This is a genomic window from Bacillus sp. MHSD_36 (genome assembly GCF_030757775.1).
Taxonomy (GTDB): Bacteria; Bacillota; Bacilli; order Bacillales; family Bacillaceae_G; genus Bacillus_A.
Genome location: NZ_JAVBIS010000001.1, coordinates 1,298,421 through 1,313,472 on the forward strand (window position 1 = coordinate 1,298,421; position 15,052 = coordinate 1,313,472).

General features: G+C 33.9%; 12 protein-coding genes and 2 other annotated features (1 of these 14 running past the window's edge). Of the genes, 2 read left to right on the plus strand and 10 right to left on the minus strand.

Annotated features, from left to right (window positions below; all coding sequences use genetic code 11):
- Nucleotides 1-6: 6 nt before the first annotated feature.
- The 3 genes from Q9B79_RS06890 to Q9B79_RS06900 all read right to left on the minus strand — a co-directional run bounded on the left by Q9B79_RS06890 (nucleotide 7) and on the right by Q9B79_RS06900 (nucleotide 2,448).
- Nucleotides 7-873, minus strand: a complete 867-nt coding sequence (locus Q9B79_RS06890; RefSeq protein ID WP_306183140.1) for an MBL fold metallo-hydrolase — start codon at nucleotides 871-873, stop codon at nucleotides 7-9.
- A gap of 108 nt (nucleotides 874-981) precedes the next feature.
- On the minus strand, nucleotides 982-1,611 hold the full coding sequence (locus tag Q9B79_RS06895) for an immunity protein Imm33 domain-containing protein (protein ID WP_306183141.1): 630 nt from the start codon (nucleotides 1,609-1,611) through the stop codon (nucleotides 982-984).
- A gap of 48 nt (nucleotides 1,612-1,659) precedes the next feature.
- The gene (locus tag Q9B79_RS06900) at nucleotides 1,660-2,448 is read right to left on the minus strand and encodes a class I SAM-dependent methyltransferase (protein WP_309513761.1); all 789 of its coding nucleotides are present in this window, start codon (nucleotides 2,446-2,448) and stop codon (nucleotides 1,660-1,662) included.
- A 135-nt stretch (nucleotides 2,449-2,583) separates the two neighbouring features.
- Between Q9B79_RS06900 and Q9B79_RS06905 the strand changes: the two genes are divergently transcribed.
- Together Q9B79_RS06905 and Q9B79_RS06910 are read left to right on the plus strand one after the other, a co-directional pair.
- Nucleotides 2,584-3,321 (plus strand): ZIP family metal transporter, encoded by a 738-nt coding sequence (locus tag Q9B79_RS06905; RefSeq protein ID WP_306183142.1) that lies wholly within the window; start codon nucleotides 2,584-2,586, stop codon nucleotides 3,319-3,321.
- Between the two features lie 82 nt (nucleotides 3,322-3,403).
- On the plus strand, nucleotides 3,404-5,104 hold the full coding sequence (locus Q9B79_RS06910; RefSeq protein ID WP_306183143.1) for a pyruvate oxidase: 1,701 nt from the start codon (nucleotides 3,404-3,406) through the stop codon (nucleotides 5,102-5,104).
- A 43-nt stretch (nucleotides 5,105-5,147) separates the two neighbouring features.
- Here Q9B79_RS06910 and Q9B79_RS06915 read toward each other — a convergent pair whose 3' ends face one another.
- From Q9B79_RS06915 to thrS, 7 genes are all read right to left on the minus strand, one after another.
- Nucleotides 5,148-6,152, minus strand: coding sequence for an ABC transporter permease subunit (locus Q9B79_RS06915; protein WP_306183144.1), 1,005 nt, complete (start codon nucleotides 6,150-6,152; stop codon nucleotides 5,148-5,150).
- Between the two features lies 1 nt (nucleotide 6,153).
- Nucleotides 6,154-7,020: an ABC transporter permease subunit gene (locus tag Q9B79_RS06920; protein WP_113712381.1), complete on the minus strand. Its 867-nt coding sequence runs from the start codon at nucleotides 7,018-7,020 to the stop codon at nucleotides 6,154-6,156.
- Nucleotides 7,021-7,073: 53 nt separating this feature from the next.
- Nucleotides 7,074-8,336, minus strand: coding sequence for an MFS transporter (locus Q9B79_RS06925; RefSeq protein WP_372339537.1), 1,263 nt, complete (start codon nucleotides 8,334-8,336; stop codon nucleotides 7,074-7,076).
- A 215-nt stretch (nucleotides 8,337-8,551) separates the two neighbouring features.
- Nucleotides 8,552-9,583: an alpha/beta fold hydrolase gene (locus tag Q9B79_RS06930; RefSeq protein ID WP_306183145.1), complete on the minus strand. Its 1,032-nt coding sequence runs from the start codon at nucleotides 9,581-9,583 to the stop codon at nucleotides 8,552-8,554.
- 269 nt (nucleotides 9,584-9,852) lie between these two features.
- Nucleotides 9,853-11,733, minus strand: a complete 1,881-nt coding sequence (locus Q9B79_RS06935) for an FtsX-like permease family protein (protein WP_306183146.1) — start codon at nucleotides 11,731-11,733, stop codon at nucleotides 9,853-9,855.
- A gap of 11 nt (nucleotides 11,734-11,744) precedes the next feature.
- Nucleotides 11,745-12,512, minus strand: coding sequence for an ABC transporter ATP-binding protein (locus Q9B79_RS06940; RefSeq protein WP_098259234.1), 768 nt, complete (start codon nucleotides 12,510-12,512; stop codon nucleotides 11,745-11,747).
- Between the two features lie 252 nt (nucleotides 12,513-12,764).
- On the minus strand, nucleotides 12,765-14,684 hold the full coding sequence (gene thrS, locus Q9B79_RS06945) for a threonine--tRNA ligase (RefSeq protein ID WP_306183147.1): 1,920 nt from the start codon (nucleotides 14,682-14,684) through the stop codon (nucleotides 12,765-12,767).
- A 44-nt stretch (nucleotides 14,685-14,728) separates the two neighbouring features.
- Nucleotides 14,729-14,951, minus strand: a binding site (T-box leader).
- Between the two features lie 36 nt (nucleotides 14,952-14,987).
- Nucleotides 14,988-15,052: a binding site (T-box leader), on the minus strand (it continues 158 nt past the right edge of the window).

Genomic DNA, 15,052 nt, shown 5'->3' on the forward strand with positions numbered 1-15,052 from the left:
AGCGTCTTATTGATTATTCATTTCATAACCATTTACAAAAAACGTTATTGTTTCTAGTTCATCTTCATTTAATTCTCTATCTATGTCTCGTTTATACGCTTCCCTTATCTTCCCTTCATCGCCTTTATATATTTCCGTATAAGTTCCTACTGTTTTTAACATACGAATCTCTTGTAAAAACTCCTCTCGATTTATCGCTTCCCCATGAGAGAGAATATATGTCTCAGCATCAAATTTTTCTAATTCATCTATTAATGCAAACGTTCGTTTCGTCGTATAGTTCCACTTTGGCGAAAAGATATCTGCATATATACAGTCTCCTAAAAATAATATCTTTTCTTCTTTCACGTAAATAACAACTGAATCATGTGCATGATCTCCGCCCACATGTTTTAACACGCATGTCACTTCACCAAGGTCTAATTCAATTTGATTCTGGAACGTTAAGGTTGGAAGAATAATTTTAATATTTCTCGCTTTTTCTTCAAACTCTTTTTTGATGCAATCCGCACAAAATGCAATTTCAGTACCCTCTTTTACGCGTGCGTCCAACGCTTCATCTGTCCATTCATAAGATACTATTGCCTGCATTTCTTTTTTCGTTTCAGCGTGCGAAATAGTTAATGCATTCTGTAATACAGATAATCCAAAAATATGATCCCAATGCCAATGCGTTAGTGCTACAAAATCAGGAATCGATACATTTTTTTCTTTTAACATTTCTAAAAATAATTGTGCATGTTCCTCTGAATTCCCTGCATCAATCATTAACGTTTTTTCTTGTCCAACAACCATTCCTAATATAGGTCTATCTGTTTCAGAAACTGGTGTCATATACCAAAATGAGTTTCCTATTTTTTTAATTTGTTGCATCATTTGTTCCTCCATTTACTATTACCCTCTTGAATTATTATCTGTAGAACCTTTATCAAGCACATAGCGTGAAATTATATTGCTTTCTTTAAAACGTAATAACTTTTTCTATCCATTTAAATATGCATCCCAATCGTAGTCTTCAATTTTATAGAATCTACCCTCATCATTTCTTTCATATGCACATAAAGGTGGTTCCTCAAGAAATTTTAAAATAGAATCATCTATATTCAAAATGACTCCAATTGAAATAATTTGAAAGTTTTTAGGATTATTGACATAGTCATCACTTTCATAACCACTCAGTATTGACCAACCAGAGTCACCTTTTTCTCTTGAATCTTCTTTAAGCATAAAGTTAAATTCCCTTTTTTCAAGTACATCATCACTAACAATTACCTTCGTATCAAAATAAAAGTCCCAATCTTTTGAAGCTGGATCGTTATATTCCGTATCACATATATTTTCAATTCCAAATGAAATTTTATCACCCACTTTTAAATCTAAACGATACGGATTATTATTGAGTGTCCCTACAAAATTTTTCTCGTTTCTTTCAATAATTTCAACCCACATTCTTTCACCATGAAACCCATCTTCTTCCTCATTTTTAGATACAAAAATGAGCTTTACCAAATCTCCAACCTTTAATTTCTCCAACACTTCTGGACTAGGAAGATAGAATGTATAGGGCGCTTCTTTATTTATTTCATAAACATTATCTAAGTACCAAGTCATCTTTTTCTCTCCTTAAATGCTTTTCACACTCATATTATAAAAATAACACTATTGTTTCTTCCGGCAAACTACTACCATAGAACAACAATCTTCTCCTAACTCATTTCCTTCCCAATCATTATATATATGTAATAGTTCAAAACCATTCGCTACTAATAATCTTTCTAACTCCTGCGGATACGTATAGCGAAGATCAATCGTTGTTTTCAGTTCTTCTATTTTCACATCATCCTCATAAAACCTTCTTGTTGTTATGTAGTGCTGTATTTGCTGAATTGAATCGTATGTCATTTCAGTATATAGATCACATTTTCTTCCCTTTTCATCACTAACGGTTGTCCAATACTCTTCTGTAGATGGTTGTATTAATTCTTCTTTTGAAGGAAAACGTGTATCGAATATGAATATACCATTGTCAGCTAACACATGATGAATAGATGTTAATAACTTATTTTGATCAGTATTCGTAAGAAAATGCTGAAATCCATGGCCAACCATAAATGCTAACGGAATTGTTTCTTCAATCTTCAATTGTAAGCAGTCTTGTTGTAACCATTTTACTTTCTTATATTTCATAGATTTTCTCTTCGCTTCAGCAAGCATTCCTTCATGTATATCTACACCGATCATTTTATATCCTTTCTCTACAAAGGGAATTGTAACCCTTCCTGTTCCGCAGGCAATATCTAGAATCCATTCATTTTTGATATTTAGTTTTTGTGCCCATGATAGTAAAAATGGGAAATCTGACAAACTTTTATTTTCCACATCATATCGTTTCGGATTTTCATATTCAGATAGACTCCATTTTGTTTGCAAACTTATTCCCCATTTCATTTTTCTAGTTAAATATAATATATAAATTATAACGAATTGTTAGTTTTTTCTCTATAATCAAACACAATTACTTGGACTAATCTAACTTTCCTTTTCGTAAGCTAAAAATAAGTGGAAGGATCGGAGTGTGATACGATGGAACGATTATGGATTCCTATGATAGTTACATTTTTTTCATTCGGTGGCTTATTATTAGGTGGTGCTGTCGGCATTGCTACCCGTCAGCTAATTGAAGAAAAAATGCATCGTTTATACGCATTATGCGGCGGAATTTTGCTTGGACTTTTATCACTTGAAATTATTCCTGAAACATTTTCAAGCTTTGAAATGATTGGGCCTATACTTGGTATAGCTATCGGTATTTTAGTTATGAAGTTATTAGATACCTATTGTCATCATCCAATGATACATAAAAAAGATCAACAAGCTTGGCAAACTTTCCTTTTTCTCTCTTTCGCTATATTTATTCATAATTTGCCGAGCGGATTTGCTTTAGGTACTGCTTTTATTAATCATGCTGACTCTGCCATACCTTTTTTAATAGCAATCGTCATTCACCATATTCCTGAAGGCTTAGCATTAATCATCCCCTTCCTCTTTACAAAGCATAAATATATTTCATTTTTATTAACAACTTTATTACTTTCTCTTATTCTCGGTACAGGTACTGTTTTTGGCATTTTGATGGAAGGAAAAGCTCTACATTTACAAGGACTCATTATGGGAAGTGCTATCGGATCACTTGGCTATGTTACAATTCATGAAATGCTGTGGAAGGCAAAGAATCAGCTCTCTTTCCTTTCATTTTTAACATGGGCAACTAGTGGTTTTTTACTAATAGCAGTATTTACACTATTCGCTGGTCATCATTAAAGATAATAATATAATTATTTGTATATTTTTCCTTTTTCTCCAAAACATAATAGTATCTACCTAATTATAAGGAGGAAAAATTATGTTTGGGAAAACAGCCGGTGAAGCACTAGTTGACCTATTAATTGACTGGGGCGTAGAACACATTTACGGAATGCCTGGAGATTCTATCAATTCTATAATTGAAGCTTTAAGAAAAAAACAAGATAAAATCAAATTTATTCAAGTGCGCCATGAAGAAGCTGGTGCACTAGCAGCTGCTGCCTATGCTAAGTTAACAGGAAAACTCGGCGTTTGCATGGCAATCGCAGGGCCCGGTGCTATACATTTATTAAATGGTTTATATGATGCTAAACTCGATAAAGCCCCTGTTCTAGCAATTTCAGGTCAAGTAGAAACCGATTTACTCGGTACGGACTTTTTCCAAGAAATAAACTTAGAAAGATTGTTCGATGATGTCGCGGTTTATAACCAGCGCATTATGTCGGCAGAACAACTACCTGCTGTCGTGAATCAAGCGATTCGAATGGCTTATACGAAAAAAGGGGTATCCGTTCTTACAATTCCGGATGATGTTCCGAAATTCGAAGTGAAAAATGGTGCTCGTGTTACAAATACTTCTTTTACATTACCTGAGTTATTTCCGCAAGAAGAAGATTTACATGCTGCCATACTCGCAATAAATGAAGCGAAAAAGCCTGTTATTTTAGCTGGAAAAGGTGCGAAACATGCGAGAGAATCTTTACTTACATTCGCAGAACACATTGGTGCTCCAATCGTACTTACATTACCAGCTAAAGGGATTATCCCTGATGAACATCCACTTTGTATCGGTGGATTAGGATTAATTGGAACGAAACCTTCCTATGATGCAATGAAACATGCAGATACTTTAATTATGGTTGGTACTTCCTATCCGTTCACTGGTTTCTTACCTGAAAAAGCAAAAACACTCCATATCGATACCGATCCGGCCCAAATCGGAAAACGTTATGTAACAGATATCGGCTTAGCTGGTGATGCTGATAAAACATTAAAATGGTTAATTGAAAATGTAGAAAAACATGAGGACCATTCCTTCTTAGAGCATCATCAAGAAATGATGAAAAAGTGGGAAGAAAAATTACACAATCAAGAAGACGATTCTTCTACTCCTATTAAGCCACAACGCGTTATGCATGCACTGCAACATGTAGCTCATGATGACGCGATATTATCAGTGGATGTCGGAAATGTAACAGTATGGACAGCAAGGCACTTCCGTATGACAAATCAACAATTTATCATTTCTAGCTGGCTTGCAACTCTTGGCTGCGGTTTACCTGGTGCACTTGCAGGGAAAATTGCTTTCCCGGATAAACAAGTATTTGCGGTTTGTGGAGACGGGGGGTTTGGAATGACAATGAACGATTTCGTAACAGCTGTTAAATATAAACTACCAATCGTTGTCGTCGTTTTAAACAATAATAAAATCGCCATGATTAAATTCGAACAAGAAGTTATGGGAAATATCGAATTTGGTACAGACTTAACAAACCCTGATTTTGCAAAATACGCAGAGGCATGCGGAGGTATTGGATATCGTGTTGAGAATGTAGATGAGCTACTTCCTGCTTTTGAAAGTGCGGTAAAACAAAATAGACCGTGTATTATTGATGTAGTTGTAGATGCAAACGAAGCACCAATGCCAGCAAAAATCACCTTTGGTCAAGCCGCTGGTTATACGAAGCATATGATAAAAGAATTGTTTGAAGAAGGTAAGATTGATTTACCTCCACTATAAACAAAAGAGATAGCTGAAAACGATTTGTCTTCAGCTATCTCTTTTATTTTTGTATTTCTCTATAAAAAGAAAAATCATTCACATTAGTTTGTATTCGTTTCTCTTCCTTTACTCCTTTATCCTTGCTCTTTGGTATTTTTACATTCCCTAGTTTAATCGCATCTTGCATACTATTACTTACTAAATTCCCCGCCAATATTGTCATACTATAAAAAGCAATCGGTATAAGTACAATCCATGTATGTGTAGTTAAATGGCGGAAGTTTTGACCAATTAGGCCAGTCCATTCTTTTGTTACACTATCTGGATCCATTCCACTGAAGGTTATTGTTCCGCCGAAAAATAATTGTAACAAGCCAAGATGTAAAAGAAGTAATAACGTACTTACAAATTGTTGAGCTACTAATAAAAGAAATGGTGGTAACATATGAGGCCATATATGGCACTTCAACCTATGCCACTTACTACCGCCGAGCACAGTGGCTGCCAACATAAATTCTTCTTTCTTAATACGTTTTACTTCTTGCGCTACATACAACATTACTGTTGGTACAGCAAGACATACAAGAACTATAATTTGAAATGACACCCGCAAATATAACGGCACAACTTCTGCTCCACTATCAAACGTTAATACTTCATTTAACATAAAATAAGAAATCATAACCATCGGTACAATACTAAAAGGATCAAAAAAGGATGAAATAACTGGAAAAGAACGTTTACCATACATACCAAGAAGTAAACCAATTCCCCCTCCAACTATAACTCGTAAAATCGCTATAATTATACTCGCTCCAACTGTCCATTTTGCACCTTCTATTATTAATTGAACAAGGTCACGACCTTTCACATCACTTCCAAACCAAAATTTACTTGATGGCGAAAATGGTGCTGCCTCTAGTTCCCCTTTTTCGTTATACATCATCGTAAGTTCACGAATAACCCCATCAAGAAACACCGTATATCCAATACTAACAATCATTAGTACACTCAAAAAAGTAATACCTATCCAGAATCTCACATCTCTTTTTACAACTTGCCACATGTTACACACGCTCCTTTATAACATTTTGTAAAAGCGTATGTAATATACGAAATAGTATAAAAAGCGGTACGTATAATATTACTAGACTCACCGTAAATATTTCTAATTTTGAATTTTCTTTCACAAAAACAAACATACCATATGTATTAAATATCCATTCAATAATATATAAATTGGAAAGCATAAATAAAATATTTGTTTTCGCGTAATAAATTGTCGTTAATAAAACATTTCTTGAAATATGATGTGTCAAAATATACCGTAAGCTTAGCCCCTTACTCTTGGCAAACAAACTATAATCTTTCTCTAATTCTTCTTTAAACCGTAATAACAACAGTTTAATAAACAATAATGTTGTTGGTATTGTAAGACATATAATTGGTAACAAACGTATCCTTTCTTCCCCTAATCCAGCCAGTTTGATCGGCATAAATCCTGTTTTTTGAAACATAATTACCACAAGAAGTTGCGATAATAAAATAAGTAATATATCTGGTATACTCTCAAGCGTAAGAAAAATCCCGTTCCACATTTTCTGTTTCATATGAGAACGCTGTAATACCCAAATGACAAGTATATACGCTATAAGCAAAGAGAGTAAAAAAGCTGAAAGAAATACAATCATCGTTTCAATATAATGAATCCATATTTGCGGAAATAATTTTCTTGAATCTCGAAATCCATATGTAATTTCCCCCGGTTGAAGTAACTTTCCTCCAAGAAATACAATCGTGTTCCAAAAACCGATTAAATCAATTTGCAATCCCTTAAATAAACGCGGTAGCGCCCCTAGGCAGATTATACATAAAATTGCAGCTACTAGTTGTAAACAAGTAATCCCACACCACTTAACCATTCTCATCAACATAACGATTTCCCCTTACCGTTCGATAGAATATTCAAAAACAAAAACTAAATATATCACATCTCTTTAGCTACAGCATGTACTTGCTTTTGCCCACTTGGTAGAATAGCTTGATATAAACATGTAACAAAAAATAATAAACCAAATAAAATAATATATAACGTATCTGCACGAATCCATTTCGGGAACAACATCGCTATCGCACCGAGGGATAATAGCTGGAATCCTGTCGTTAATGGACTAAGTAAACTTTGAACACGTCCCATGAATGATTCTTCTACAATTTCATACATCCAACCCATGATTGCAACATTAATAAACGGTAAAAAAAAAGTCGCAAAAGCGATACATACATAAAAAGACCATATGTGGTTTACAAAGTAACACATACCGAAAAAGACTCCTGAGCCCGCCATACCAAATACAATAATAGGTTTGGGCGCATATTTCTTACCTACACTTGTTGCTACTATACTCCCAATTAATAATGAAATCCCTCCAACTACACCGCCCACCATTGCTAAACTTTCATATGTTGCTGGTGCTAATTTGTATTTTAATATGTAGGTAGTAGATACGCTTAAAATACCATTTAATAACCCAAATACAATAAATCCTAGAAGTAATTTTTTTAAAGTTTCATTTTGGTATATATACTTGATTCCTTCTTGAAACTCTGTTATTAACATCTTTAAATTAACTTCTTTCCATTTTGTTCTCCCATTTGGTAAACGAACTTTTTCTGGAATGGAAATCGTTTGAATCAAAATACCACTCATAATAAAGGTGAGCGTATTTACTAAAACGCTCCCGTAAATTCCAAAAGTCCAGTACACCATCGTTGCAATTCCTACACCAAACAAAGCATACAAACTATTTACCATTTGATTAATACCCGCTGCTGCACCGTATTGGTCTGATTCAACTACTCCCTGTATCATTGATTGTTCTGATGGAGAGAAAAATTGTATACATGCATTTTCCAAAAATAAAAATATAAAGACAAGTATAATCATTCCGTAATAAAGCGAAATTAGAATTCCGATATTACAAAACGAACAACATATGTTACTTACTGTACAAATACGTTGTCTATCAAAACGATCCACTACTGTCCCTACTAATAGAAAAAAGATTAATGCAGGTAATGCAATCATAATTTGTGTCATTGTTGCGTAAACTGGTTGTTTTCCGTATTGATCTAACAAGTAAAACATTAAAGAAATTCCAGCAATCATAGAACCGAGTCGTTCTAAAATATTCGCTAGAAAAAATCGTGCATACACTTTGTTGCGAAATAACTGTAGCATTTCTTTCATACTTCGTATCCTTTCTCTCGACAAAATAGTATTATTTTAGTCATTTCTCGGAAGTTATATTATATTTTTCGACCATTATCCAATCTTTTCCTTCTGTATAAAGAACAATAAAAAAACTCTTGTTATCTATACAAGAGTTTTTTTATTTAACTTCGCTTCATGTAATGATATATCTCGCTAACTTTTTAATTCTCTATAGTTTGGATACACTTTATTTATTTTACAAATGTATCGGACATCCACTCATAAAACTTTTCCTTCTCTTCAAATTGCGGATAATGCGCGGATTTTTCAAAAGTAATAAATTCTTTTTTCTCTGCTTCAATCGTATCAAAATATGTTTTTGCCGCATCAAATGAAGTATTATAGTCATATTTCCCCATAAGGAAATAAAACGGTAGCTTCAGTTTCTTCACCTTAGTAGGTAATGGATTCTTTAAATCTTTTTCTAATAAGACAGTCTGAGAGTGTGATAACCCAACGTTATAACGAATTACGTCTAACAAGCTATATTCATTACTGAGTAACATCCCGATGTTATCACCATCTGGATTTTCAATGAGTCTTGATGTTCCACCATATTTCGCAACATAATTTCGCGGAGTGTACGTATCGCCATTTTTAATTTTTTCAGTCAATCCATTTAAATAGGAAACCTCATCTGTATTCCGAGCATTTTGTGCCTGTTCAATTACATAGTTTAAACTTTCCATTTCGCTTTCTACTGTATCACTCATCTGCCCTATACCAACATACGCTTCATATTTTTCAGGGGCTTTATTAGCAGCTTGCATTCCGATATATGTACCGTAAGAATGACCAATTAATATTACTTTTTCTTTTCCCATACGTTTTGAAACATAATCTGTCATAGCTAATAAATCTTCTACAAGAAGATCTGATGTAAGATTTGAATAATCCTCAAAGAAATGATAAGATTTCCCGCTTCCTCTTTGATCGTAATTAACAACTGTGAATTTCTCTTCCAATAAGTTTTGGTATTTTTGGGCATATGGTATTTCTGAAGAACCAGGTCCACCATGTACAAAAATAATAACTGGATTGTTCTTATCTTTGCCTCGTATCATAATTTCATGACTACTTCCATTTATCTCTATTTGCTCTAATGTACTTATACTGTTTTTCCCTTTTATTTGCGAAGTCCATGTAGGAAATACTAGTGCTACGATTAATAATAGTGTAGCGATGACTCCAATAAGTTTTATTAATTTTTTCATCTTCTTCATAAGTCGTTTCCTTTCTTTTAAATTTATAAAAATATCAATTTAATTCTGTAAAACTACCTCAAAAAATATGAATGTACAACAATTGTACTTTCTAATTTCGTCTTGATCTTTTGTACATTATTAATATCCCATACACTTCTTAACATTCCGCTATATAAACCCTTAATATTTTCTTAATTTTCAATACATTAATCGTAGAAAAACTTGATCACAGGTATTACAAATATAGAAAAAAGCCCTTGTTTTCAAACAAGGACTCTTTTCTTAAACTATTTAGCTACCTCTTCTTTCGGCATTACCATTCCTTTATACAATTGAACTGTTATCCAGTAATAGATGAAATAAATGACTAAGAAAATCCCAATTGGCACCCACACTTTTACAAACGGGTCAACTAATATGAAGCTAAATAAGTTTAGCCCTACTATCACGTGGGAAATACCAATGATTGCTGGGAAGATAAATAAATATGAAATTTCTTTATATATACTTTTCGTTAACATACTACGCCTCACACCGATTTTTCGTAACATTCCATAACGGCGTACATCACGAGAAGCACCTGTTAATATTTTGAACATAAGGGAACTTGCCATCATTGCTAAAAATGCAATTCCGAGGAAAAATCCCATAAACATTGTTCCGCTCATGAAGCTGTTCATAAATTGATAAATTGTCATTTTCGTAAATAAGTCTACTTTTGCACCTGTTGCTTTTTCAATTTGTTCTTTTTGTCTCTTATCTATATCAATCAACAACGGTTTATATTTTTTCATATCGTCTACTTTTGCTAATGTTACAGTGTGTTCTGTTCCTTGAATTCCTTTATAATGTGCTTCATCTGCAATTCTTACAGGTTTTCCGTTAAATTGATTATTTGTAATTTGTATTTCTCTTACAATTGCATCTTCCCAATCTCTCGGCATACGAGGAAATTTTGCTACTTCAGGAGACTCTAAAGCAGAATATACTGGTTCAGTTAAAGGTTCAGTCACACGTTTACGAACAGGCTCTTTTAAAGTTTTTGTATCAAAGTGGTCTGAAACAAGTGGCGGTTTCGCAGTTAAATCGTTACGTAAGTAATAAACCGCTTCTCCATCAACTTTATACTTGTACTGGCTTTCTTCAACAATTTCCATTTCTTTTAATGCAGCTGTATCTTGTTCATTTGGATCATGAATTACGACATCATATACACGTGAGAAGTCTGTCATAATACCTACATTTTTTTGGAATGCCATACCTGCAGTCATCGCACCTGCGCCTAATGCAATTAACATTGCTACAGTACCTAGTACTCTCGATAAGCTATTCACTCGGAAACGTAGCTGTGCATATGTAAAACTATTTAAGCCCGTTTCATTTCGTTTTTTATTCCCTTTAATTTTCATCACAAAAAATGGGAGCAATGAACTAAAGATAAAATATGTTCCAAGTGTTGTAACGATTGTTGCTATTATAAAACCGAGTTCAGCAAACGTTTTTATATTTATCATAAAATAGTATCCTGTACTTACTAGTAATACACCAAGTACAGTCATTATAATAATGCGAGTTTTGCTTTTCTTCACTTCATCTAGTGTTTCATCTTCACGTATTAATTCTAATTCTGTTTTGCGTAATAAACGGATGCTATTCATTAAACCAGTAATAAAAAATAGTACTAAAAAGAAAATAGCTGTAACTATGATTGCTGGTGTATATACAGATGAATAACTACCTTTTGCTGAAATTTCTATACCATTCATTAAAAAGTTTCCTGCTACACTTGCAAGTAACATCCCTACTAAAATTCCTATAATAATACTGACAATACCCATACCGAATGTTTCAATAAATAATAACTGTGCTACTTTTTTCTTTTTCGCTCCGAGCATCATATACATACCGAGTTCTTTTCTTCTTAACGTGAGTAAGAAAGAATTGGCATATATAATATAAAATACAGTAATGAAAGATAATAATATTGCACCTACCCAAAATACGAGTCTAATACTACTAATTAGACTATTATCTTTCGTAAATTCACTATTCATCGCCATCGTTTGGAACATGTAAAAAATACTAATACTAATAACGAGACCGATAAGTAAAACCATATAATCTTTTAACATCTTTTTCATACTATGACGTGATAATTTGAATAACATAGTCTCGCCCCCTACTTAGACTCAGCAGCTGAGCCCATATGAGCGAGCACACCTAAAATGTCTTGATAGAAACTTTCTCGCGTTCCTTGACACTTTAATTCTTTATACAGAAGACCATCTTGAATAAATAATATACGCTCACAATAACTCGCACTAAATGCATCGTGTGTAACCATCAAAATACTTACATTGTGATTTTCATGTAAATCTTGCATCGCTTCTAATAAGCTTTTTGCATTTTTACTATCAAGCGCTCCTGTCGGTTCATCTGCTAATACGATTGCTGGATTATGTACTAACGCTCGTGCTGCCGCTGTTCTTTGCTTTTGTCCACCAGAAACAGCAGTTGGATATTTTGTTAAAATTTCAGTAATCCCTAATTTCTTCGCCACCTCATTTACCTTTCCCGTAATCTCGCTTGACGGTACACCTTGCAGAGAAAGTGGTAAAGCAATATTTTCATAAATTGATAAATTTTCTAGTAAGTTAAAATCTTGAAAGATGAACCCTAATTTTTGAGATCGAAAATCTGATAATGCATTCCCCTTCATAGAAGTAATATTTGTACCAGCTATTGTCACACTACCACCTGTCGCTTGATCCAATGTACTAATCACATTCAATAAAGTTGTTTTTCCAGATCCAGAAGGACCCATAATCCCAACAAATTCCCCTTCTTTAATATTTAATGACACACCCCTTAATGCTTTTGACTGATTCTCATTTCTTTTCCCATACGTTTTTTCCACACTTTCTACAGTAACTACATTTGTTGACATCTCTTTCACTCCATCCCTTTTGTATAAAATGAATTTCTCACATATTTCTTATTTTTTTCTCATGTAAATTCTTAAGAGTTTTTTAATTATTCATCCTATTAGAGTTACACAGACTACATGAACCTGTTTCCTACTTCATATTCTCATTTTTCTAAAACTCGTTCCTTCGATTTCGCTTACATTTACCTTACATTTTTGTAAGGTAAAAAAGAAAACACACCATTATGAATTGGTGTGTTTTCTCTTTAAACTCTATTTCCGATTATTTATTTCCTCTTTCATACTTTCCACAAATCCATTTAGTTCAACAACTTCTGATTTTTCTTCCCCATATTTACGTACATTTACAGCTCCGTTCTCCATTTCCTTATCCCCAATAACAAGAACATACGGAACTTTTTGCATTTGTGCTTCTCTTATTTTATATCCTAACTTTTCATCTCGTACATCTCTTTCGACACGAACGCCAGCTTGTGCTAATTTATCCACAACCTCATCAGCATATTGTACATGGACTGCATTCGAAACTGGAATGACTTTCACTTGAACTGGTGCCATCCACGCCGGGAACGCACCTCCAAAGTGCTCAATTAATATTGCTAAGAAACGATCTAAAGATCCTAATACTGCCCTGTGAATAACAACTGGCCTTCTTTTTTCATTCTTCTCATCTATATAATTTAAATCAAACTTCTCTGGCATTTGGAAATCTAGCTGGATTGTACCGCACTGATGACTTCTATTTAAAGCGTCTTTAATATGAAAATCGATTTTCGGTCCGTAAAATGCACCGTCACCTTCATTTAGTCTATATTTATAATTCAATGAATGTAATACATTTGCTAATGACGCCTCTGCTTGCTCCCATAACTGATCATCACCCATTGAATCTTCTGGGCGAGTTGAAAGCTCTACTTCATATTCGAATCCAAAAGTTTTATAAACGTAATCAATTTGCGCCATTACGGATTTAATTTCATCTTCAATTTGTTCTGGAGTTACAAATAAATGAGCATCATCTTGGCAGAAAGTACGGACTCTTAATAATCCGTTTAATGCCCCGCTAAATTCGTGTCGGTGTACTTGACCGAACTCGCACATACGAATTGGTAATTCACGATAAGAATGTAATTTATTTTTAAACATCAACATATGTCCTGGGCAGTTCATCGGTTTTAATGCAAAGCTTTTATTGTCTACCTCTGAGAAATACATGTTATCCTTGTAATGTCCCCAGTGCCCTGATTTCTCCCATAATTCTTGGTTCATCATAAACGGAGTACGTACTTCTTGATACTTATACTCTTTTTGAATTTCTCTTAAAAATGCTTCTAATTCATTTCGGATAATCTGTCCTTTCGGTAAATAAAATGGCATTCCAGGAGCCTCTTCAGAAAACATAAATAACTCCAGCTCACTACCTAATTTGCGATGATTTCTCTTTGCTGCTTCTTCAACGAAATGTAAATACTCTTCTAATTCTTTTTGAGAAGAGTATGCAACGCCATATATACGCTGAAGCACTTGATTGTTACTATCTCCTCGCCAATATGCACCTGAAACGTGAGTTAATTGGAAGGCTTTCAAATAGCCTGTTGACGGTAAATGTGGTCCTCTACATAGATCTACAAATTCACCTTGTTTATATAGTGTTACACTTTCCCCACTAGGAATTGCCTCTAACAATTCTAATTTCAGATGATCATTCATTTCTTGAAACAATTTTTTTGCCTCTTCTCGTGAAACTTCAACTCGCTCTATTTTTATATTTTCATTTATAATTTTTTTCATTTCTTTTTCGATTTTCGGTAAATCTTCTACATTTACACTACTCGGAAGATCCATATCATAATAAAAACCATTTTCAATCACAGGCCCTACTCCAAGTTTTATATCACCATACAATCTTTTTACAGCTTGCGCTAAAATATGTGCCGCAGAGTGTCTTGCAATTTCTACCCCTTCATTTGAATCTATAGTTACGATTTCTACTGCCGCATTTTCTTCAATATTTCGGCGTAAATCATATAACTGATTATTTACTTTCCCCGCTACTGCTTTCTTTTTCAAACTACTGCTAATGGATCCAGCAATTTCTTCTAAAGTAATTCCTCTTACAAATTCTTTAACGCTACCATCTGGAAATTTAATTTCAATCATTTGTTCTTTCATTTTTCATCTCTCCATTTCATAATAAAAAGCACACTCATCCCTAAAATAGGGACGAGCGTGCTTATACCCGTGGTTCCACCCAGATTCCCATTGTAAATATACAATGGCTTCTTTTACGGTAACGTCGTTTATACGGCACTAGATACTTCATTTCCCCAGTGCAGCTCTAAGGTGGTAAGTTATTTTTCTGCGTTAGGAAGTTCTCAGCTTTCCTTCCTTCTCTGTATAACCGGGGAAAATAACTCGTGTCCTTTTCTTCGCTTATTATGAAATTGAATACAAAAAAAGCATATTCATCCCTAAAATAGGGACGAATATGCTTATATCCGTGGTTCCACCCAGATTTCCCATTACAAAATGCAATGGCT